Below are 20,383 nucleotides of genomic sequence, written 5' to 3'. Positions count from 1 at the left end.
CATGCGCCCACCACCTCTTCGGCGCGCCAACAAGCCGCGGCGTGGCTCGACCCGACATCACGCAGGCTGGGCGTCCTTTCGCGGCAAATGTCGATAGCGAACGGGCAGCGAGGAGCAAAGCTACAGCCCACAATGGGCTCGCGCAGGCTTGGGACAATGCCGGGAATTTCTGGAAGGCGGCGCTGACGGCCGCGCCGCCTATCCGGCACCGATCGCATGAGGCCCTGGGTGTAGGCATGCGCGGGGCGTGCGAACAGATCCGTGACGCTCGCTTGCTCAACGATCCTGCCAGCATACATGACGATCACGCGTTGGCATGTCTCGGCCACAACGCCGAGATCATGCGTGATGAACATCACGGACGTTCCCATACGCTCTTTCAGATCTACGATTAGCCGCAGGATCTGCGCCTGGATGGTGACGTCGAGCGCAGTCGTTGGCTCGTCAGCGATCAACAGTTCCGGCGAACAGGCAAGGGCCATGGCGATCATGGCACGTTGGCGCATGCCGCCTGAGATTTCGTGGGGATAGTTGTTGACGCGACGCTCGGGATCCCCGATGCGGACGAGGCGGAGCATTTCTTCGGCCTTTGCCATCGCCACCGAGCGGGGCACCTTCGTATGGATCTGCACCGCCTCTGCGATCTGGTGGCCGACCGTATAGACGGGGTTCAGGCTCGTCATCGGCTCCTGGAAGATCATGGCGATCTGGTCACCGCGGATCTTTCGCATCTCCCGATCGGACAGCTCAAGGATGTCGCGTCCGTGGAAGCGGACCTCGCCGCCGACAGTCTTGGCGCTCAGCTTCGGCAACAGCCGAAGAATGGAGAGGGCGGTGACGCTCTTCCCGCATCCGGATTCGCCCACGACGCCGAGCGTCTCGCCTTTCTTCACCTGGAAACTGATACCGCCCAAGGCGCGGGTAACGCTTTCTTGGCCGTAAAAGTGCGTCTCAAGGTCGCGAACGTCGAGAAGGACATCATCCTCTGCAGATTCTCGCATCAGCATGTCAGCGTCTCCGCTTCGCGCGGGGATCGAACATGTCGCGCAAGCCATCCCCGAGCAGGTTGACGGCAAGGACGGTGACAGCAAGGCAGATACCGGGCGCGAAGATCGTCATTGGGGCGATAGCCAGATATAAGCGGGAACTTGCGATCATGTTGCTCCAGCTCGGAATTTCGGGCGGCACACCCACGCCGAGGAAGCTCAGCCCCGCCTCCGTCAGGATCGCGCTGGCGCAGACAGTAGCGCTCTGGACCATCAGCGCCGGAATGGTGCTCGGCAGGATATGCCGGCATAGCACCTTGGGCAGGCGCGCCCCGCCGCAGAGCGCGGCCTCCACATAAGGACGGTCGCGAACACCCAGGACCACAGATCGAACAAGCCTCGCGACGGCTGGCGTCTCGGGGATGGCAATGGCGACGATGAGGATGCCGATTCCGGGTCCCGTCAGAGAAATGAGCGCAATCGCCAGCAGAATCGTCGGGATAGACATCAGGCCGTCCATGACCCGCATGACGGCGTTGTCAAAGCTGCGACTGTAGCCGGCGAGGACACCGATCAGAGCCCCGGCAAGAGCCGCGCATGCCGCCGACAGCAACCCCACCATGAGGGAGATGCGGGAGCCGAAGATAGTTCGCGCAAAGACGTCCCGGCCCAGATTGTCACTCCCGAACCACATCTCAGCCGAAGCCGGCTGCAGTCGCTTGAATGGATCCATGTTCACTGGATCACCGGCGTAAAGCGGGGCGGCGAGCGCCAGAATGATCAAGAGCGCCAGGAGGCCCCCGCCTAACAGAACCAGCGGGTGCCGTCTTGCCAGACGGGGAAGATCGGACAGCTGCAGCCGACCCATAGGCACGACTTCAACTGGTGCGGACAAAATCGTCATATCAGTACCGGATTCGGGGATCGATCAGCGTGTAGGCCAGATCGACCGTGAGATTGATGATGACGTACAGACCCGAAGCAAGGATGAGCACACTCTGAATGATCGGATAGTCCCGGTTGTTGATTGCATCCACGACCAGGCGACCGATACCGGGTATGTTGAACACCGTTTCCGTGAGAACCACTCCGCCGATCAGGTAGGCGAAGCTAATGCCGATCACGGTCAGGATCGGCACGCCGGCATTCTTCAAGGCGTGGTGGAAGAGCATGGCATGGGACGAAGCGCCCTTGGCGGCGGCCGTTCGCATATAATCTTCTGACAGGACCTCGAGCATGCTCGCCCGCGTGACCCGAGCGATGAATGCAACGAAGCCGAGACTCAACGCCACGGTCGGAAGGATCAGGTGCACAAACCAAGGCCCGAGACCCTCACCGATCGGGGCATACCCCTGGACCGGCAGCCAGTGTGTCCTGATGGCGAAAAAGTATATGAAGAAATAGCCGATGACAAAGACCGGAACGGAATAACCAAGTGCCGAAAACGCCGCGAGGAGGCGGTCGACGAGCCCGCCAGTTCGCCACGCGGCAAGGATACCGAAAGAGGCCCCCACCGTCACCGAAAGGATCATCGTCAGGATCGACAGGGAAAGGGTCGGTTCAAGCCGCTGCGAAATGAGATCGAGAACCGGTCGTCCGGCAAAGATCGAGGTGCCGAAATCGCCGCCGAACATGTTCTGCACCCAATGCATGAACTGAACCGGCAGGGGGTCATTCAGGCCCAGTTGCTGGCGGATGCCAGCAATCATCTCGGCAGTCGCCGACTTGCCGGCGATCATGGCCGCCGGGTCGCCGGGCGCCAGCCTCAGCAACAAGAAGACAAAGATTCCGACCATCGCCATGACGGCGATGGTCGAGATCATTCTGCGCAGAATGTAGACAGCCATTGCGCTCAGGCCTTCTGCATGCTCCACATTGGAACGAGCACCGGAATGCCGATGAGGCCTGTCAGTGTCTTGCGTCGCGCGATTGGCTGCACATAACCGCCCAGGCGAACATCGCCGACGAAATCCCACCATACTTTTTGCATTTTGCGGGCCAATGCCTTGCGCTCGTCGACAGTTTCGACATCCGCCCACTTGGCTCGGAGAGCCTCATATTCGTCGTTCTTCGGCCAGCCGTACCAGGCCTTGTCGCCATTTGCCGTCAGCAAGGGCGTGCCTAGGGGGTTGCTGTTACTGTAGCCAGCATTGGTTGTAATAAACATACTCCAGCCGCCGTTCTCGATAGGGCCCCTATTCGCTCGCCGTGCGGCAACCCCACCCCAGTCGCTCGGTGCAAGCTCGGCATTGACGCCAATGTTCCGCAATGCGGCAGCCAGAAGCTGAGAGGCATTGCTTGACTCCGCCCAATCAGTAGGCTGCAGGATGACAACTCTTTCCCCTGCGTATCCGGCTTCCTTGAATAGTTGCTTCGCTTTTTCCGGATCACCGCCCTTTTTGTACCATTCTGTGTTTTCGTCATTGTTATAAAGAGTTCCACTTCCGAACAACGAAACGACCGCGCTCGAGTATTTCGGGTCGGAAGACATTACGCGCATATAAGCATCCTGATCGATCAGGCCAAGCACCGCTTGGCGCGCCTTGATATTGTCAAATGGCTTCTGCAGATGATTCATGCGCAAAACCAGATCCTGGCCCGTCTTGTTCAAAATCTGCAGTTCAAGATTGGGGTCGCTGCCGATCACTGAGTATAGGTCTGCCGGCGGCGTCTCAAAGTAATCGATCTCACCCGCTTGCAGGGCCGCCATCGCGGTCTGCTGATCGGCGATGTTCTCCCAGATGACACGATCAACGTTGACGAATTTTCCGCCGGCGAATCCGTCGGACGGCTCCTTGCGCGGTACGTATTTGTCGTTACGATCGTAGGTGAAGCTCGCGCCCGGCTTTGCGAGATCATGGTTAAACTTGAACGGCCCCGATCCGATATTCCCCGTCACCTGCTCGGTTGCGGGACGTTCCGCGTCCTTCTCGCGCATGATAAAAAGAGTTGGGCATGGAAGCGTCGCCAGGATGTTGATCAGAATCCATAGCGGCTTTTTGAGCGCGATCGTAAAGGTCTTGTCGTCCTTCTTCGCGATATCCTTGGCTCGTTCCATAATCAGCTGGCCGCCAGGAGTCACCTGAGCCCACCGGCGAATTGAGGCGACGCAATCCGCTGCGGTGACGGGAGTGCCGTCGTGCCAGCCAAGGCCGTCCCGGAGCTCAAATGTATAGGTTTTCTTGTCGTCCGAAACGTCCCATTTCCCCACCATCTGCGGCTGCGGCATAAACTTGGAATCGACCGCAAACAGCGTGTCGTAAATCGCCGCGCCGTGATCGCCTGTAATGTTAGTTGCCGTAAAGGTCGGATCGAAGATGGTGAGGTCACCCTTCACCATGCGGACCGTCCGTGCGGCGGCTGGCGCCGTCTGCGCCCGCAGAATGGACGGGATCGACAAAGCCGTTCCGGCGGCCAAGCCCACCTTGATGAGTTCGCGTCGAGAGATTGTCATTTCAACTCCCCTTTTGACTTCTTGATGGCGATGTTGATCCGCACGTGGTCCCTTAAATGCGTATGGCTTAGAGCATACGCGCGAGCACTCGCCGGGTTGAGCCAAAATTCGTAGTTTTCTGAAACGCAGGGCGTACAAATCAGCACGCGCTGGGATGATCCTGACTTTTGTGAGCCAGGGGCGCGCGATGCCGTTGGGCATTAGTCCGGCTTATGCTAAATACGCAGCCGAGGGCAACGCGTCACTTACGGATCCAGCGGCACTCGAATCACGCAAATCACGAAAAGGAGGATTTGAATTTCATTGTCGTCCAACACGCTTCTCCACCAGTACACTATAGTGTTACGGGACCTATAGATTTATCTATTGCCATCAACTAAATCTCACTAACACGGCAGTTCTCCATCGACTCTATAGCGTTCATCGTAAACGTGCCCGTCCAACGAAATCTCACGTGTTGTGCTCAGCGGGCGCTCGTGGCTACTGCCTTTCGGGCCTCCTTGTTCGATTTGTCTCCCTGCAGGCGCACGCTCCCGAGGCTTCGCATTGAACGCTTCAAAACTCGTGCCAACTCCGATTGATCGAGCTAAAGAAGTGTGTTGTTATTGCATTTCAACCATTTAGCCGAGCCGAGAAATGTGATTCAAGTAAAACTGTGTCGCGGAATCGACAGATACGTCGATAGTGTCCGTTGGCACGCTTTGCATCTCAGGATAGCCTACGGATGAAGAGGAAGCTGGAGCGATTTTGCGATGCCAGCTCTACCGGCTTGGTTCTCCTTCGCCAGCGTTTGCTGGGAAACATCATCGCAATGAAAAAGCGGGATAACCCACTTTGCGAGAATTTTATCGCCTACTTTGGCATCAACACTATAGCGACCCGATGCGAATTGCCGGTTCCTACGAAGCCAGGCGCTCAAGGCGCTGCGGCTGATCCGCACCGACTGCTCGGCGACGAGCCGCTCCACCATCTCGTTGAGCGTGATGTCCTTGCGCTCATCCATCAGCCCGACGATGAAGGCTTCATCCGCATCGAGGCTGGAGGCGCGGCGGCGGCCCTGCGGGCGTGGCGCCAGTTCACCGATCTTCGCCCGCAATCCAGCGGATCGCGCTGGACACTTCACCCCGAACCGCGCCGCCGCTTGCCGCGCCGACATGCCCTCGTCCGAAGCCTTCAAGACCCGCGACTAAAGATCCCCGCTCAATGCTCTTCCGATCGTCACCTCCATCGAGGCCGATGTTGAATCAGCACAAAACGCAGCCGTCACATCACAATCGATGCATCGATCACAGGACGTGCTCTAGTGACGCCTGATTGCGATGCCACGCAGGCTGTTGCGGTCTGACCTGATCCATCGTCCCGGCAACGGGACCTCGCTTCGGGAGGGCCTGGGCGGGAGCTCCAGCTCGAATCCGCCATCGCAAAGCTCGACAAGTTCGATCTGCTCATCCTCGACGATCTGGCCTACGTCACCAAGGACCAGGCCGAAAGAGCGTGCTCTTCTAACTCATCTGCGCAAGATATGAGCGGCGCTCCATCATGATCACCGCCAATCAGCCCTTTGGAGAATGGAACCGCGTCTTTCCGGACCCCGCCATGACCCTCGCCGCGGTGGACCGACTTGTTCATCACGCAACCATCTTCGAGATGAATGTCGAAAGCTACCGGCGACGATCAGCCATAGAGGCCAAACGCCAGCGCGGCAAACCCGCCTCCTACGCGACAATCAAAAATATACGCGCATTGCCTCGCCTGAACTGCTCCCTAAAATTGGTTTGTTGCCTCATCTAATTTGCTCCCGAATCAACAACTTCGGGAGCTGTGATGAGGAAGGTGAGCATGGCGACACGAGCGGAATTGGTGGCGGCGATCAGTGGACGCTATGTTTTAGGCGGTCGGGCCGAAAAGGCGAGGATGTTGGACGAATTCGTGGCCCTCACTGGCTTTCATCGCAAGCATGCGATGCGACTTCTGCGAGGAGACTGCGCGCCGGCGAAGAATGGTCCTCGGCCGGGGCGGCGGGTTTACGGTGATGAGGTGCGCGCCGCTCTCGTCGTCGTTTGGGAGGCATCGGATCGAATCTGCGGGAAGCGACTACACCCGCTCTTGCCAAGCCTGATCGAAGCTATGGAACGCCACGGACACGGCGCTATGGATAGCGAGACGCGCCGGCAATTGTTGACGATGAGCCCAGCGACGATTGATCGCGTTCTCAAGGATATTAAGGCGAGTGCCAGCGGGCCGCGGCGGCGGAAAGGATCAACGACGATCCGGCGTAGTGTTCCAGTTCGGACTTTCTCAGATTGGGATGACCCCGCACCCGGCTTTGTCGAGGCGGATCTCGTTTCTCACTCCGGCCCATACGCGAAGGGCGCCTTCTCGCAAACCCTGGTGTTGACCGATATCGCCACGGGCTGGACGGAATGCGCGCCGCTGCTGGTTCGCGAGCAAACGGTCCTGATCACTGCGTTGGCCGAACTGCGCAAGTTGCTGCCGTTCCCGCTGCTGGGCTTCGACACCGACAACGACAGCGTCTTCATGAACGAGAGCGTTCAGGAGTATTGCTTGCGCGATAATATCGAACTCACCCGTTGCCGCCCCTACCGGAAGAATGATCAAGCATTTGTCGAGCAGAAGAATGGCGCGATCTTGCGTAAGATCGTTGGATACCGACGCTTCGAGGGACTGCAAGCCACACGGGAGCTAGCCAAGCTTTATTCCCGATGCGGTTGTTCATCAATTTCTTTCAGCCATCATTTAAGTTGAAAGAAAAGCATCGTGACGGAGCCAGGGTGGTCAAGCGGTATCATCGTCCCGCCACGCCCTATCAGCGGCTGCTTGACGATGCACGCACGCCGGAGGATGCGCGCCTTCGCCTCAAGGCGATGTACCTGACGCTCGATCCGGTTCGGCTGCTCCGCGACATACGCCTGGCACAAGAGAGATTGGTCGACATCGCCGGCAAGCCGGACGGTTCGGCTGCCGCCGACGGCGAGGCATTGCCGCTGGAAGACTTTCTGTCCGGGTTACGGATTGCTTGGCGTGGTGGTGAAGTGAAACCGACCGCCCGCTCCAAGCCAGCGGCCAAGCGAGAGCGGCGGAGGCCCGATCCTCTCCTTGCCGTCACGGCCGAGCTCGAGGAATGGTTCGAGGCGGAGCCTTGGCGAACGTCACGAGAGTTGCTTGAACGCTTGCAGGTCAAATACCCCGGCGTGTATCCCGACGGCCTCATTCGGACCGTGCAGCGTCGAATGAAGATCTGGCGCAGTACGCAAGCCAATGCGTTGGTGTTCGGGCCATTCGCCGATGCCGCGCGGACGGAAATTGAAGAGGTCGTGCAGTGAGATCATCCCCGAGCAACACGGGATCGGCAGAGGCTAAATCTCGGGAAGAACCAGTGAGGCAATCGAGAACATCTGAGTGAGGCAACGGCATTGTTCTTTGGGAACACTCTGGGCGAGGCAATACGCCTCATCCTAATCGTCGCGAATATCGGCGAACGCGAGGAACTGCTGCAACAGGTGTCCGGCCAGACGGAACTCGTGCCCGAGGGCACGACGCATGGCCAGATACTCGTCGAGCGCAGCCTGCAACGGTGTCATGACGCAGCTCCCAGCCAAGCCATCCCGATTGTCCGTAGCGCCGCGATATCCACCTTGGCGTAGATCTGCGTGGTGGTCGGCTGGCTATGGCGCAGGAGTTGTCCGACCTCGGTAAGCGAAGCGCCTCGACGCAGCCGGTCGGTAGCCAAGGAGTGGCGCAGCGGGTGAGCCCCTTTGAATTTCCGGGCCTTTCCCCAGCCGGCTTGCTAGGGGATGCACACATCTTTTCGTTGCGTCGATGACTCATCTGTGAGTTGCGGCGTCGGGTTGGTGTGTGATTCTGTAGGCGACGTACTGAGGGAGGCGTCGCGGTGTCATCTATGGGATTGTTGGGGTCGTTCGGTGACGAACGGCTCGAAAAAAGGGGGTCCAGCTTCTGGAGCGGATGGTGTCGCGCGAGAGCGTGTGCCTGCGCCGCTTGGCTGGAGGAGCCCGTAGCGGGATCGTGGGCTTTTGTCGGTTCCTGGCGAACGCTCGGGTGACGACGGACAGGCTGATTGAAGGTTGGGGCGCTGCGACGGCTGAGGCTAGCGCCGGTCGTCATGTGCTGGCGATCCAGGACACCAGTGAGATCAATTTCGCGACGACGCCGGAGTATCGGCGTGGCCTTGGCGAGATTGGCAAGGGCGGCGGCCGTGGCGTGTTGCTGCACGCGATGCTGGGCATCGATGCGAAGACGGGCGGCGTTCTGGGGCTGGTGGCGGGCCGGGTGTGGACGCGCGAGGGGCGTGTGCAGGTTGCTCATGCCAAGCGGCCTCTGTGCGACAAGGAGTCCGAGCGCTGGTTGAGCACGGCCGCGGCGGCCAAGCCGGTGTTGAAGTCGGCTGCACTGGTGACCGAGGTGAGCGACCGCGAGAGCGACATCTACAGCAAGTGGGCGCTTGTACCCGAACCCGGCTTCCACATTCTGACCCGCGCCATGCACGACCGCCGGATCCAGGGCGGCGGCAAGCTGTCGACCGCACCGCTGCAGGCCGCCGGAGAGGCCATGGTCGAGCTGCGCGCGCGGCCTGGTCGGGCGGCGCGCACGGCCCGGCTGGTGGCGAGCTTTGCCCAGGTCGAGGTCGTGCGCCCCGACAACACGATTGAAGAGGGCCTGCCCAAGACGGTGAGCGTGAGCTTGGTGCAGGTAACCGAGATCGACCCGCCGCAGGGCGCCGAGCCGATCCTGTGGCGACTGCTTACCACCCATCTCGTCGAGGACGCGGCCATGGCCTGGCGGATGGTCGATTGGTATCGCATGCGCTGGACCATCGAGCAGTTCTTCCGCACCCTCAAACAGCAGGGGCTTCAGCTGGAAGACAGCCAACTGGAGACCGCCGAACGGCTCGTCAAACTGACCGCCATCGCCGCGCGAGCCACCTGTGTCGTCATGCAACTCGTCCAGGCCCGCGACGGCCGATCCGCACAACACGCCGCCATCGCCTTCACCCACGCCGAAATCGACACGCTTCAAGCCCTGCTGCCCACACTAGAGGGAAAAACCGCCCTGCAGAAGAATCCCCACGCCCCCCAATCCCTCGCTTGGGCCGCCTGGATTATCGCCAAACTCGGCGGCTGGGACGGCTATCCAAAGTCCAAAGCCCCAGGACCCATCACCTTCCGACACGGATTGCAGCACTTCCTGTCCATCGCCCATGGATGGGCGCTTCGAAATGTGTGAATCGCCTAGAGCCGGCTTGGGGGTGGAGCCCGAAAAAAGTGGAGATAAATACCGCCTTAACAAAACCTTCGGATATGACCCTGAGTAAAACTCATGCACGCCGGCCTATTTCGGTTTGCACTGAACTTTGCAGAGTGCGTTTCAACCCATCGTGCCTTTTGATATAAATCTCCTCTAGAGGAGGTCTAAAGAAATACCCGGGAGCCAAGGAAATTCGACTTAATCGCAACGAACCGGACCCGCCTTGGGAACGGAGAAGAGTTACGTGTGCAAGGGCATCGCCCTCGCCAAATCCGAATTTTCGACCGGACCATGGGAAGAGTTTGATTTCCAAGGCTGTCGGCATGCGATCAACGAAAATAATAGAGAGGAACAAACGATGACTTTTTTCATGAACCGCAGAGGCTTCATAAAGGCTGCTTCGTCTGCTATTGCGGTCGGCGCTGTCGCTAGCCGGGCCTCAGCGCAATCATCCGACGAACTAAGGGTAGCGGTGGGTGGCGGCGCGACCGGTAAAGCCAAGATTGAGGCCTACGTGAAGCCTTTTGAGGCGGAAACCGGTGTCAAGGTCACTGCGATCACTGACGATTTCCCTCCCTTGCAGTTGGAACTGATGACGGCGGCAAATAACGTGACCGTTGACGTCGTCGGTCTCAACGTAAGCGACCTCATTGTGGCAGCTAGGAAGGGTCAACTTGAGAAGATCGACTACTCCATTTACAAGAAGGATGAACTGGACGGTCTCCTCGACTTCGCGAAAGACGACTTCGGCGTCGGTTACATCGTATACTCTTACGTTATGGCGTATAACACAGAGAAATTTCCTGCGAACAGGCCGCGTCCTGCCACTTGGGCAGAATTCTGGGATGTGAATAAGTTTCCCGGCGCACGGACGCTTGTGGCAGGCGCATACGGATCGGAGGGTCCTTGGGAAGAGGCGCTCCTTGCTGACGGCGTTGCTCCGGAAGCGCTCTATCCGATGGACATCGACCGGATATTCGCCAGCTTAGGCAAGATCAAGCCTCACATTCGCAAGTGGTGGGGCAGCGGGTCCGAGATCTATCAGATGATGAAGGACAAGAATGCGGACCTAATGCAGTCTTACGACGGCCGCGCCCAATCGCTCGTTGATCAAGGCGCGCCGATTGAAATCAATCGTAATCAGGCCAAGTTAACTTGGGACCTTTTTGCAATCCCAAAAGGAAGCCCCAACGCGCATAACGCCCAGAGATTCATCGAGTTCCTCACTCGCGCTGATCGCCAGGCGGCCTATACCAAACTTCTTCCCTATGGCCCAACTAATCGGAACGCCTTCAAGTTTATCCCCGAGGAGATCGGCCGCAAGCTAGCAAGCAATCCAGAGTTTTTGGGAACCAGCATTGTGATGAATGCGCGGTGGTACACTGAGGTCGGCTCAGATGGCCTCTCCAACACCGAAAGGCTCGTTCAGCGATGGAACGAATGGATCTTGCTTTAGGCTCTTTCCGCAGATTACTTCGGCAAGGCACGACAGTCTGGTCCGTGCCTTACCCACCTTGCTCCCTTACGGGGCAATGATTTTGGACCGCTTGAGGTAACTTTATCGGCAGCCTCCACCGATATGTCGCGGTCCAGACACTGTCACTTCGGTTGGGGAATTTCGATTATTGGAGGGTAAATTGTTGGTGGATAGTGGCAGCCTTGTTCCGTTTCCGAAGGACCAAACATCGGGGCAAGCTTCAGTTCAGGTGCAGATTGAGTTTCGAAACGTCACCAAGAAGTACGGGCAGATTGCCGCGGTACAGGATCTGTCACTTGCGGTGCTTCGTGGGGAATTCGTGACCATACTTGGACCAAGCGGTTCGGGTAAGACCACGGCGCTTATGCTGTTGGCCGGATTTATTTCACCTACTGAAGGCGACATCAGGATCGGCGGACATTCTGTCGCTGCAGTGCCGTCCTACCGACGTGACCAAGGCATAGTCTTCCAAAGCTACGCACTGTTTCCGCATCTAACCATTCGGCGGAACCTGGAATTTCCTCTCGAAATGCGGGGGGCGAGGGCTGCCGAAAGAGAAACACGTGTAGATCGCATGCTCGAGCGCGTGCGTCTTAAAGAATTTGGCGATCGAATGCCGTCGCAACTAAGCGGCGGTCAGCAGCAACGTGTAGCGCTTGCTAGGGCATTGATCGCCGACCCTCCGGTCCTCCTTCTTGATGAGCCACTGGGTGCTCTTGACCGTAATCTCCGTGAGCAGATGCAAAGTGAAATCAAAAGTCTGCACAAAGAGTTCGGCAAGACTACTATATGTGTTACACACGATCAGGAGGAGGCGCTTACGTTGTCTGACCGCATTGTCGTCATGAGGGACGGTCGAATCGAACAGATCGACACACCTGAAGCTCTCTACGACCGACCTGCGACGCGATTCGTGGCGAATTTTCTGGGTGAGGCGAATATTTTTGAGAACCCAGGATTTAATATGGAATGCGATGTCACGCCGCCATTGGGCTCCATCGCAATGCTCCGGCCGGAGCGTATCTGCATCGCTACTCGCGCGGCTCCGCAACCGCCTGATGCCGACTGGAGGCAGTTCGTCGCCGGCACGGTGGAAGATATGATATATGCTGGGCCGATGCGTAAATACCATGTGCGCGCGGGGAGAAGCATGGTGATCATTCGCGAGCATGTCGCAGCGGGAAAGCAAATCTTCGGCATTGGCGAGAAGGTAAGGCTCGATTGGCTGCGCTCTGACGTCCGCTACCTCATCACTTAAAAACATACTGGGTTAGGCAATGCAGATTGTTCGGAAACTTGGGTCGACACCGTTTGGGCTCGCCTTGCCGGCGTTTACAATCCTGGTAGTGATCTTTGGTATGCCGGTCGTTAGGCTATTTCTTATAAGCCTCAATGCCCCTGCGTTCTCATTGATGAATTACGAGGCTTTTTTGGGCCAACCCGCCAATATCCGCGTCCTGCTCCAGACTATCGAAATAAGTGCCGCGGTGACCGCAATTTGTGTTATCATAGGGTACCCTACAGCCTATCTGATGGTGGCTGCGTCGAAGCCCATCCGAATTACCCTTATTGTGCTTGTTGTTCTCCCCTATCTGACCAGCGGGTTGGCGCGCACCTACGCGTGGATTGCAATCCTCGGCGACCATGGCCTTATCAACAACCTGTTGCTCGAGCTCGGAATAATTTCCAACCCTCTGAACCTCATTTACAACCGAACAGCCGTTTATATAGGCATGGTGCACGTCATTCTCCCGACGGTAATCCTGCCAATGGTAAGCGTTATGCTCGGCATTGACAAATCACTGATGGCCGCGGCCCGTAGCATGGGAGCGCGGCCTTTGGCTGCTTTCTGGCGCGTGTTTCTGCCACTTAGCCTGCCTGGTGTGCGCAGCGGTTCGCTACTGGCTTTTGTATTTTGTCTCGGCTTTTATGTTATACCCGCGGCTCTTGGAGGTTTACGCGACGCCATGCTGTCAACCTTCATAGCGTCGCAAGTCGCGAGTTCGTTCAACATGGCGCGCATTGGGGCCGCGGCCTTCATACTCCTGGCAATCACCGTGGCCTTACTTTCCATATTTGGACTTGATCTTTCACGCACGCAGATCAGCTCGACGTCACCCCGGAAGCCATGGCTGACGGGCTTTCGCTCTGTGAGCGCGGCGACACGATTGTTCAATGAGCTTTCCGCTCCCTTTCGCAGCAAGCGCTGGATCACGCAGATTCATAGGGCCAGAGGCGACAGCCGACGTTGGAAAATGTTGGGCACGGCGTTCGTTGTCATTGTAATGTCCTACTTGCTATTTCCTAGCCTCCTCGTCATCATCATGTCATTCAGCGCCGGAACGTCTCTGGGGTTCCCAACCGGGGGTCTTTCGCTGCAGTGGTACAGGTCGTTCTTCAGCGATCCGTCTTGGACCGGCGCGCTCTGGATCAGCGTTGAAATAGGCGCCACTGTTGCTATTCTTTCGACGATAGCCGGAACGCTTGCAGCATACGGCCTAAACCGCACTTTCCCCCAGCAGCGAGGCTTCTTGACCACGCTGCTACTCGCCCCGAACATACTGCCAGGCATCGTCGTCGCTGTAGCAATTTACTTGGGACTTCTCCAGCTTGGACTTATCGGATCGCTAACTGGGATCGTCTTAGCGCATAGCGTGGTTGCCATCGGAATCGTCGTCGTGATTGTCTCAGGGACGTTGGCAAATTTTGACATTGGGTTGGAACAGGCGGCCAATAGTATGAGGGCCGGGCCGCTTCAGACCTTTATCAGAGTTACGCTGCCTTTGATTAGCCCGGGAATCATTGGGGGTGCCATATTCGCCTTCCTCAGTTCCTTTGATGACATCGTTATCACGTCACTGATTAGTGGGTTCTCGATTCGCACGTTGCCGCTCAAGATGTGGGAGAACATACGCAACCAAATCGACCCCACAATGGCGGCGGTGTCGTCGCTGCTGATGCTTGTCCCGATATTATGGTTATTTGTGCTTTACGTGATGTGGTGGCGATCCAATGCGAAGGGTCAGGCTCCCCTGCCCGAGCCCACCGCCTAAGGCTATTGGCGAACTCTGGAGGAATTGATTGTTATCAAACTTCTATCGCCCCATGACGCGTTGTTCGCCGCGGCCAAGATAACCGGCGTCGCCTCGTATGTAGGTTAAGCGGCGGGGAACCCCACGTAGCAGCGGATAGCTGATCTGCGATCCATTGGCAAACATCCTCATGTCCGTCCTCTTGAAAAATGACGTTGCGCCCAGTTTTTATCCAACCGAAGTTCGCTCAGGCGCTCAGGCGGTCGGTCTTGCCCTGTGGGGCGGGTTGAGCGACGGGCAAAGGCGCGGAGCCGATCATGGTGCGTAGCGACGTGTCCCGTCGCGAGCTGAAGGTGTTGGCGAACTCGAAGGGTGTCTGCCACCCGAGCCGCGAATGTGGGGCGATGGACGTTATAATCCGTTCGCCAACTGGCAAGCGCAGCGCGCGCCTGCGGAAATGACGTGAACAGCGTCTCGTTCAGGAGTTCGTTGCGGAGCGTTGAAGCTTTCCACGAAGGCATTCTGCATTGGCTTGCCCGGTGCGATGTAATGCCATGCGACATGGCTCCCGTCTGCCCAGGCGAGGATGGCGTTGCTGGTCAGTTCACTGCCATTGTCGCTGACGACCATCTTCGGCTTGCCGCGCTCGATCATGAGGCGATCGAGTTCGCGCGCAACCCGCACGCCGGAGAGTGACGTGTCCCCGACCAACGCCAGGCATTCGCGCGTGCAATCGTCGCCATGCATTCTCGGCAGGTGATCGAGCGCGTTCCTGAGGAAGTGTACGTAGCAGCGCTGCCATGCCGCTCCAGGATCACCTCGCCGATCGCCGCGACCAGGCCGGCATGATCGTCGGACACGACCAGCTCGACGCCCTTGAGGCCGCGCGCAAAATTTATTCTATACTGCAACATCCGTGTAAACTTTTGTAGCAAAAGTTTTTCTTTATTGAGCGTGTAAAAATCGATATACCTGAAATTTGTCAATTCGCAATCGCAAATTGACAGGCTATTCCGTCAAGCGGGAAGTCATCTAGACTTCAATAAAGAAGGCATCAATATGTAATACGCACAACTAGACAGGCATACGATGTGCCCGCGGCAGCTACCGGCGGATAATACGCCGGCGCGAGTCCTTGGGTGTAAAAGTCGTACTCCATGATGTTCAGTCATTTACCGCGCAAGACATCTATGGAATCAACATTCAAGCTGAAGAAAGTTAGTGTGAAAACCAGCCTTCAATGCGACAGTGGTCACGTGACGCAACCGACTCTCAGGCTTTTGTTGAGACGTTCTTTTTCGGAATTCTTCGATAGAATTCCTAGCCTATTGAGCGGTCAGATCGGGATCACGAAATCGGCCTTGAATTCGGTAGTCATAACGAGGGATTACGGTGAAGACGTGGCCCTTCCCCTCGACTTCTATAAGAAGGACGCCGGGATCGCGTCTCTGGCTGAAGCATCGGCATCACGACCTCCGCTACTCCACAGTATGGCCCTGCAAGTTTCCCGGGAACTTTTGGTGCGGATCGACGATGCGACATTCAACTCGGGAAAAGCTGCTGTTTCTGACGAGCTGTCGCTCGTGAGGGGATGATGGGTGGTCTCTCCATAAGCCATAAGGCAGTGGCTGCTATATTGATGGCGATGAGCGTCTTCATGTTCTCCGCCACCGAGGTCTTCATCAAGGCTCTGGGCAGCAGCTACAGCCTGTTTCAGATCATCGCCTTCCGGATTTGGCTTTCCCTGCCGATCATTCTTACGGTTCTGTACGCGGATCGTCGGAACATGCGATTTCGGACCAGCTTCCTTCTGTTGCACGCCCTTCGTTTTCTCTTCGGTTTGACCTCTATGATCGCCATTTTCTATGTGGTTACAACAATTCCGTTGGGAACAGCCGCCGCCCTGACATCCACGGCTCCATTTTTCGTGTTGGTAGGCTCGTCCTTTTTTCTTGCCGAACGCGTTACGAAATTCGGCTGGCTCGGTGCGGCGGTCGGGTTCCTAGGTGTTATACTAGTTGCAGCACCCTATTCCACCAGTAACCTCGCCGGAGCCTTCGTCGCCCTCGCCGGCGCATTGTTGACCGGTGGAGTGACCATTTGCCTTCGTATCTTGGGCAGAACCGAACATCCCGCAATATCGGCGCTCTACAACACGACTGGTATGTCATTTGTTTGCCTTGTTGCCACAGCCTATTTCGGGTTTCCATCCTTCTCCGTCGAAGATTATTTGCTCGTTGCCGGCCTCGGAACGGCTGGAGGACTCGCACAAATTCTCAACGCCTGGGCCTATTGCCGTGGCAACGCAGCAGCGCTAGCCCCGCTGGAGTTCACGGCCTGCCTTTGGGGGCCGCTGTTTGGTCTCGCGATCTGGGACGAGGCCATGACGCCCATCGCGATCGTTGGCTTGGCAGCAATTGTTGTTGGCGGATGTCTCTGTACCACAAAGGGAGTCGCAGATGAAAGATAAAGCCAGCATCTGCGATACGTTGCGGCCATGAGTTTCCGTCCACAAACGGCAAATGATTGATTTAGTCGAGTGAATCGTAGCTTTGCACGAGCAAGGCCCGGCGGTTTCAGGTATCTTGGCTCATGCTACTGAGTCCAAAACCCTGCCACCGCCGGAGCCGACAATGCGCCAAGAACGCACCCGTAGCGCAGCATGAAACATTATGCAGGCAAATTCGAGCAACGCATCCACGAACTGGTTGAAGGGATGCCTGATCTGGTCGTCGAACCGCTTCTCGACGCTCGCGGCAAGCTGCGTCAGCACTTTGCCGTGATGAAGTTTGCCGCCGACTGATGACGACACCAGGTGTAGGCCCGGTCGTGGCTCTGGCCTATACCACCACCATCGACATCCCTGCCCGCTTCCGAGATTCGAAAGCGGTCGGACGGGTTTTGGGCCTGACACCTGTGCTCCATGAGTCGGGCGAAAGCCGCCGGGTCGGCCGGATCTCGTTATGCGGTGACGATATGATGCGAACGCTGCTCTACGAAGCCGCGCAGGTCCTACTGACGCGCGTGACGAAGTGGTTGGAGCTGAATTAGCCATTCACGATTCATTCTAGAGGCATCTTTGATTTGACGTCATCTGCATTATCCGGCGCCAGGAGAGTCCCATTACTATTTCCAGCGCCTCGTTCGTCATTGAGAGTTGCAACCGCACGCCGTCGTGCGAGAGAGTACCCAAACGCGTATGGTATTCAAGAACTGCATCTCCTGGATTAACTACAATGACCGGATTGCGGTCACCATCGACTTCTCAAGCACAGTATTCCTTCTAATGTATGCTCAATGTTTATGGTTGGTCCAAAGTTTGCGCCATCTTGAGCACTGATCTTGTCATGGCGCCTCAAGGCAGCAGCAGCGATATGGCCAGCATTTGATCGCGCTGGAGCAAATCTGCGGATTCATTCGTTACCTCATCAAGGTCTGGCGGCTCGGATCCAACTTCCTTGCAACTGTCGAACTGCTCAGCCCTTTGGCCAGCTCGGATAACGCAGCCAGACCGCCAGATCAGAAAGAGCACGCTTGCGAAATAGGCTACCTGAAGGAGCAGCGAACAAGCCAGCGTCGTGACGACGACTGTGCCGATGGAATGAGAAGCGAAGTAGATAATCAGAGCGATGCTGCACAGGACCAGTCCAAAGACGCGACAAAAGATTCTAAAGGGCAACGCCGTTCCCCTGGTTTGTCCGCCAGATCATGCAACGACCTGGTCGGCCGCAACATGCGTCTGGCAGTTCTTTGGGCAGACACGGGCGCAGGCTCCGCAGCCAATGCAGCGGCCGGCATGGTCGACGACCATGATCATGCGATTGAGCTCGCCATTGAAGTCGTCCTCGTCCTCGCCGTCGCAGGCGCCGAGGATTTCACCCGCGTCATCGACACCGTAAAGATGCATGACCTCGCGCGAGCAGACTTTGAAACAGCGGCCGCAGCCGATGCAAGTCGTGCCGTCTATAGCGTTGAGATATTCCGGCATCCATCCGGAGCCGTCGCGGGTGGTGAATGTGCTTCTCATCGTAACTTCTTCATTGCAGCGAGCTCTCTCTTGGCACCATCCAAATCGGCAAAAACGGCGGACGTTTCCTCGGCAACTTCCTTTATCTCCGTCCATTTTCCCGGGAGATTCTCTGCAAGGTCGCGCAATTTCATCTTGGCAACTGCCGCGCGCAGCTGAAGGTTTCGGACTTTCTTCCCCATCTCATCTAGCTTTGACATAAATCCTTCCTTGAAATCGGTTTCATCACGCCGGCGCCACGCCGGGATAGGCTTCAATAGCTGCAGTCGCATCGTCGACCAGTTTCGTACCGGCCTCCGCCAGCTTCCTGAACGTCTCGAAGCCGAACCGGTGGATGTCTCGACAGAGCGACCAACCGCCCGGCCATGAAAAGCAATCATCCGAAGCCCCCATTGGCCGGACGCGCCTTGATCATCCAATTCTCGGAGTTTCTGTCGATCGCGTCCCGAACCAGTTGGTGCATGAGGGGCAAACTGGTCCACATGTCGTGCATTTTGTGAAGCACCAGATGCGCTTGCGTCCGGCGGAAATTGGTCGTCGGGCATCAAGGCGATGCCCTCTTCGATCGCCCAGAGCGCCGTCTTCCAATCTTCTAACTTCACCGCCGCCCAGAATCTGTCATCGATCGGCTGCTTCAACGCTTGTTCGCGCGCCATGGGCTCGCTTGTGGCGATCCGCTCCGTACCGGCGGCTTTCGCTTTATCGCTGATGCGCCAGCTGCCGTTGAGCACTTTCGGCAAAAACTCATCGAGTTGGCTCGGATGACCGATAAAGGCGATGTGGCCGTCTCGGTCGACCACGAACGAAGTCGGAATCCCGGCGGAAAAGCTGGGTTCCCTCCAAAGCTTCTTCATTTCACCTGTGTAGTCGAACGCGATCCGATAGTTCAGATGCGAGCACTTTTCGGTCAACCACGCGTCCAACTTGGTTCGAGCCTCAATGGCCGTTGGAGCGTCTTCATCAGCCGCGACGCCGACGACCTCAAGTCCGCCGTCCTTGTATTTTTCCTGGAGCCGCATCAGATCGAGCATCTCCGCCACACATAGTTCGCACCAAGTTGCCCAAACAATACCATGCTGCTCTCCAAAGCTGTTGCCACAGGTTGCGCGACCTTATGCGCGAGCTTGTTCCCTCTTTAGAGAGGGGGCACACGGGCAGGAAAAGGAGAGACTCGCGCGTCTGCGTGCAGTCAGCTTCCACGCAGTGTTGCCGCCTCACAATCCGCAAAGGCCGTGCCAGCGCACTCAGCGGGCAGTAAGCGCATGAATCGCTAGAAAAAGCCTCCAAATGCCAAGATGGCCGGTTGTAGTGAAGCCAACATCTTTTCTGCCGCTGTCAGGTTTTGGACAAGCATCACGCGCTTCGGGTCGGCAGAAAAGCGTGGCCACAAATGACTGAACAGGTATTCGGGCTGAGCGACGAGCAGATAGACATCATGACTGCGTTGGCTGCCGCCAGGCTCGTCGTCATCGTCCGCTCGCGTCACAAAATCTAGCTTGAGCTTCTTGCCGTTCCGGTCCGGAGGCGGTAGCGATCTCGCCATTTGCGATTGCAAGGGGCCGCTCCATCCGAGCGTGGCCTGTGCCCCTAGCCCGCCTTGCGATTGAATTCCTGGGCTGACGACACGGGAGTTTTCACGACCGAAGCCGTCCAGCTGTGGCTCGCCAAACAGCCATCGTCAGATCGACGGTAATGTCGTGGCGAAAAAAGTCAGGCCGAGTGCCGGCATGTGCCGGCCGGTGAACTCTCCGGGGTTCCTGCTTTGTGCCGGATATTTCTGTGTTCCCTGTGCTTAGGCGCTGCAGGGACCGCCTGGTGCGAATGTGAGCGTTGTCGGATTTGACCAGCCCCAAAGACCGCTCGGTCGCCACGCGGGTGGGGGCCGGACCGACTGAACCGCTGAAGATGCGGCCGTCCTCGCCGCTAACCCGGCTACCATCCCAGGCGGTGACAACGTGATTAATGCCATCGATTCCCGCCGACTCCGGCAAAGCACGAAGTCCAGACTCGAAGTTGAGCCTTGGCCACGGCACAGCCATTGCGTCGTTCAGCTCCCGGCCAGTGGTGAGGGAATCGTGATATGCCAATACGATGCCGGCTACGGGTCCGAACTCGGCCTGC

General features: G+C 57.5%; 18 protein-coding genes and 7 pseudogenes. 9 read left to right on the top strand and 16 right to left on the bottom strand.

Annotation, left to right across the window (positions count from 1 at the left end; genetic code table 11):
- The 5 genes and pseudogenes from NKJ93_RS24005 to NKJ93_RS23985 all read right to left on the bottom strand — a co-directional run.
- On the bottom strand, window positions 1-1,001 hold a 1,001-nt coding region (locus NKJ93_RS24005; RefSeq protein WP_502904409.1), incomplete at its 3' end, for an ABC transporter ATP-binding protein.
- A gap of 7 nt (window positions 1,002-1,008) precedes the next feature.
- Window positions 1,009-1,890 (bottom strand): ABC transporter permease, encoded by an 882-nt coding sequence (locus NKJ93_RS24000; protein ID WP_352591512.1) that lies wholly within the window; start codon window positions 1,888-1,890, stop codon window positions 1,009-1,011.
- A gap of 1 nt (window position 1,891) precedes the next feature.
- A complete protein-coding gene (locus NKJ93_RS23995) occupies window positions 1,892-2,833 on the bottom strand; it encodes an ABC transporter permease (RefSeq protein ID WP_352591542.1) in 942 nt (313 codons plus the stop codon).
- Between the two features lie 5 nt (window positions 2,834-2,838).
- Window positions 2,839-4,440: an ABC transporter substrate-binding protein gene (locus NKJ93_RS23990; RefSeq protein WP_352591509.1), complete on the bottom strand. Its 1,602-nt coding sequence runs from the start codon at window positions 4,438-4,440 to the stop codon at window positions 2,839-2,841.
- Window positions 4,441-5,341: 901 nt separating this feature from the next.
- A pseudogene (locus NKJ93_RS23985) lies at window positions 5,342-5,596 on the bottom strand (IS630 family transposase); the annotation flags it as partial.
- Window positions 5,597-5,833: 237 nt separating this feature from the next.
- On the opposite strand from NKJ93_RS23985, the pseudogene NKJ93_RS23980 reads away from it, so the two are divergent.
- Both NKJ93_RS23980 and NKJ93_RS23975 read left to right on the top strand, forming a co-directional pair.
- Window positions 5,834-6,231, top strand: a pseudogene (locus NKJ93_RS23980) (ATP-binding protein); the annotation flags it as partial.
- A 33-nt stretch (window positions 6,232-6,264) separates the two neighbouring features.
- A pseudogene (locus NKJ93_RS23975) lies at window positions 6,265-7,784 on the top strand (integrase catalytic domain-containing protein).
- Window positions 7,785-7,916: 132 nt separating this feature from the next.
- Here NKJ93_RS23975 and NKJ93_RS23970 read toward each other — a convergent pair.
- Both NKJ93_RS23970 and NKJ93_RS23965 read right to left on the bottom strand, forming a co-directional pair.
- Complete coding sequence (locus NKJ93_RS23970; RefSeq protein ID WP_352591506.1) at window positions 7,917-8,042, bottom strand: hypothetical protein; 126 nt, start codon at window positions 8,040-8,042, stop codon at window positions 7,917-7,919.
- A complete protein-coding gene (locus NKJ93_RS23965) occupies window positions 8,039-8,203 on the bottom strand; it encodes a hypothetical protein (protein ID WP_502904408.1) in 165 nt (54 codons plus the stop codon). Before NKJ93_RS23965 ends, NKJ93_RS23970 begins: the two co-directional genes overlap by 4 nt.
- A gap of 224 nt (window positions 8,204-8,427) precedes the next feature.
- On the opposite strand from NKJ93_RS23965, the gene NKJ93_RS23960 reads away from it, so the two are divergent.
- From NKJ93_RS23960 to NKJ93_RS23945, 4 genes are all read left to right on the top strand, one after another.
- Window positions 8,428-9,705, top strand: a complete 1,278-nt coding sequence (locus NKJ93_RS23960; protein WP_352591503.1) for an IS4 family transposase — start codon at window positions 8,428-8,430, stop codon at window positions 9,703-9,705.
- Window positions 9,706-10,084: 379 nt separating this feature from the next.
- Entirely contained in the window at window positions 10,085-11,182 is a 1,098-nt protein-coding gene (locus NKJ93_RS23955; RefSeq protein WP_352591539.1) for an ABC transporter substrate-binding protein, read from the top strand.
- A 250-nt stretch (window positions 11,183-11,432) separates the two neighbouring features.
- A complete protein-coding gene (locus NKJ93_RS23950) occupies window positions 11,433-12,461 on the top strand; it encodes an ABC transporter ATP-binding protein (RefSeq protein WP_352591536.1) in 1,029 nt (342 codons plus the stop codon).
- Between the two features lie 19 nt (window positions 12,462-12,480).
- Entirely contained in the window at window positions 12,481-14,256 is a 1,776-nt protein-coding gene (locus tag NKJ93_RS23945; protein WP_352591500.1) for an ABC transporter permease subunit, read from the top strand.
- A 167-nt stretch (window positions 14,257-14,423) separates the two neighbouring features.
- Here NKJ93_RS23945 and NKJ93_RS33680 read toward each other — a convergent pair whose 3' ends face one another.
- The 3 genes and pseudogenes from NKJ93_RS33680 to NKJ93_RS33670 all read right to left on the bottom strand — a co-directional run.
- Window positions 14,424-14,756 (bottom strand): integrase core domain-containing protein, encoded by a 333-nt coding sequence (locus NKJ93_RS33680; RefSeq protein ID WP_502904406.1) that lies wholly within the window; start codon window positions 14,754-14,756, stop codon window positions 14,424-14,426.
- Window positions 14,647-14,982, bottom strand: coding sequence for a DDE-type integrase/transposase/recombinase (locus tag NKJ93_RS33675; RefSeq protein ID WP_502904407.1), 336 nt, complete (start codon window positions 14,980-14,982; stop codon window positions 14,647-14,649). The genes NKJ93_RS33680 and NKJ93_RS33675 overlap by 110 nt, the downstream gene beginning before the upstream one ends.
- A pseudogene (locus NKJ93_RS33670) lies at window positions 14,956-15,122 on the bottom strand (transposase); the annotation flags it as partial. The gene NKJ93_RS33675 and the pseudogene NKJ93_RS33670, both read right to left, overlap by 27 nt.
- Before the next feature lie 303 nt (window positions 15,123-15,425).
- Between NKJ93_RS33670 and NKJ93_RS23935 the strand changes: the two are divergent.
- The 3 genes and pseudogenes from NKJ93_RS23935 to NKJ93_RS23925 form a co-directional block, all read left to right on the top strand.
- Window positions 15,426-15,830 carry a hypothetical protein gene (locus tag NKJ93_RS23935; protein ID WP_352591497.1) on the top strand — a complete coding sequence of 135 codons (405 nt, stop codon included), beginning with the start codon at window positions 15,426-15,428 and terminating at the stop codon, window positions 15,828-15,830.
- On the top strand, window positions 15,827-16,705 hold the full coding sequence (locus tag NKJ93_RS23930) for a DMT family transporter (RefSeq protein WP_352591495.1): 879 nt from the start codon (window positions 15,827-15,829) through the stop codon (window positions 16,703-16,705). Before NKJ93_RS23935 ends, NKJ93_RS23930 begins: the two co-directional genes overlap by 4 nt.
- Window positions 16,706-16,918: 213 nt before the next feature.
- A pseudogene (locus tag NKJ93_RS23925) lies at window positions 16,919-17,256 on the top strand (transposase); the annotation flags it as partial.
- Window positions 17,257-17,590: 334 nt separating this feature from the next.
- Here the strand turns inward: NKJ93_RS23925 and NKJ93_RS23920 are convergent.
- From NKJ93_RS23920 to NKJ93_RS23895, 6 genes and pseudogenes are all read right to left on the bottom strand, one after another.
- Complete coding sequence (locus NKJ93_RS23920) at window positions 17,591-17,914, bottom strand: exopolysaccharide production repressor protein (protein ID WP_352591492.1); 324 nt, start codon at window positions 17,912-17,914, stop codon at window positions 17,591-17,593.
- Between the two features lie 27 nt (window positions 17,915-17,941).
- Window positions 17,942-18,262 carry a ferredoxin III, nif-specific gene (gene fdxB / locus NKJ93_RS23915; protein ID WP_352591489.1) on the bottom strand — a complete coding sequence of 107 codons (321 nt, stop codon included), beginning with the start codon at window positions 18,260-18,262 and terminating at the stop codon, window positions 17,942-17,944.
- Window positions 18,259-18,462, bottom strand: a complete 204-nt coding sequence (locus NKJ93_RS23910) for a CCE_0567 family metalloprotein (RefSeq protein ID WP_352591486.1) — start codon at window positions 18,460-18,462, stop codon at window positions 18,259-18,261. The genes fdxB and NKJ93_RS23910 overlap by 4 nt, the downstream gene beginning before the upstream one ends.
- Window positions 18,463-18,487: 25 nt before the next feature.
- Window positions 18,488-18,604, bottom strand: a pseudogene (locus NKJ93_RS23905) (DUF269 domain-containing protein); the annotation flags it as partial.
- Between the two features lie 61 nt (window positions 18,605-18,665).
- Window positions 18,666-19,326, bottom strand: a pseudogene (locus NKJ93_RS23900) (TlpA disulfide reductase family protein); the annotation flags it as partial.
- A 206-nt stretch (window positions 19,327-19,532) separates the two neighbouring features.
- Entirely contained in the window at window positions 19,533-19,817 is a 285-nt protein-coding gene (locus tag NKJ93_RS23895) for a hypothetical protein (protein ID WP_352591483.1), read from the bottom strand.
- Window positions 19,818-20,383: the final 566 nt, after the last annotated feature.

This window comes from Mesorhizobium sp. M0028, assembly GCF_040323855.1.
GTDB lineage: Bacteria > Pseudomonadota > Alphaproteobacteria > Rhizobiales > Rhizobiaceae > Mesorhizobium.
This window is presented reverse-complemented; position numbering and strand designations above follow the sequence as displayed.

Coding starts and splice junctions, on each gene's coding strand:
- NKJ93_RS24000 (WP_352591512.1), bottom strand. CDS start 1,890: ATGACGATTTTGTCCGCACCAGTTGAAGTCGTGCCTATGGGTCGGCTG.
- NKJ93_RS23995 (WP_352591542.1), bottom strand. CDS start 2,833: ATGGCTGTCTACATTCTGCGCAGAATGATCTCGACCATCGCCGTCATG.
- NKJ93_RS23990 (WP_352591509.1), bottom strand. CDS start 4,440: ATGACAATCTCTCGACGCGAACTCATCAAGGTGGGCTTGGCCGCCGGA.
- NKJ93_RS23970 (WP_352591506.1), bottom strand. CDS start 8,042: ATGACACCGTTGCAGGCTGCGCTCGACGAGTATCTGGCCATGCGTCGT.
- NKJ93_RS23960 (WP_352591503.1), top strand. CDS start 8,428: ATGGTGTCGCGCGAGAGCGTGTGCCTGCGCCGCTTGGCTGGAGGAGCC.
- NKJ93_RS23955 (WP_352591539.1), top strand. CDS start 10,085: ATGACTTTTTTCATGAACCGCAGAGGCTTCATAAAGGCTGCTTCGTCT.
- NKJ93_RS23945 (WP_352591500.1), top strand. CDS start 12,481: ATGCAGATTGTTCGGAAACTTGGGTCGACACCGTTTGGGCTCGCCTTG.
- NKJ93_RS33680 (WP_502904406.1), bottom strand. CDS start 14,756: ATGCCTTCGTGGAAAGCTTCAACGCTCCGCAACGAACTCCTGAACGAG.
- NKJ93_RS33675 (WP_502904407.1), bottom strand. CDS start 14,982: ATGCATGGCGACGATTGCACGCGCGAATGCCTGGCGTTGGTCGGGGAC.
- NKJ93_RS23935 (WP_352591497.1), top strand. CDS start 15,426: ATGGAATCAACATTCAAGCTGAAGAAAGTTAGTGTGAAAACCAGCCTT.
- NKJ93_RS23930 (WP_352591495.1), top strand. CDS start 15,827: ATGATGGGTGGTCTCTCCATAAGCCATAAGGCAGTGGCTGCTATATTG.
- fdxB (WP_352591489.1), bottom strand. CDS start 18,262: ATGAGAAGCACATTCACCACCCGCGACGGCTCCGGATGGATGCCGGAA.
- NKJ93_RS23910 (WP_352591486.1), bottom strand. CDS start 18,462: ATGTCAAAGCTAGATGAGATGGGGAAGAAAGTCCGAAACCTTCAGCTG.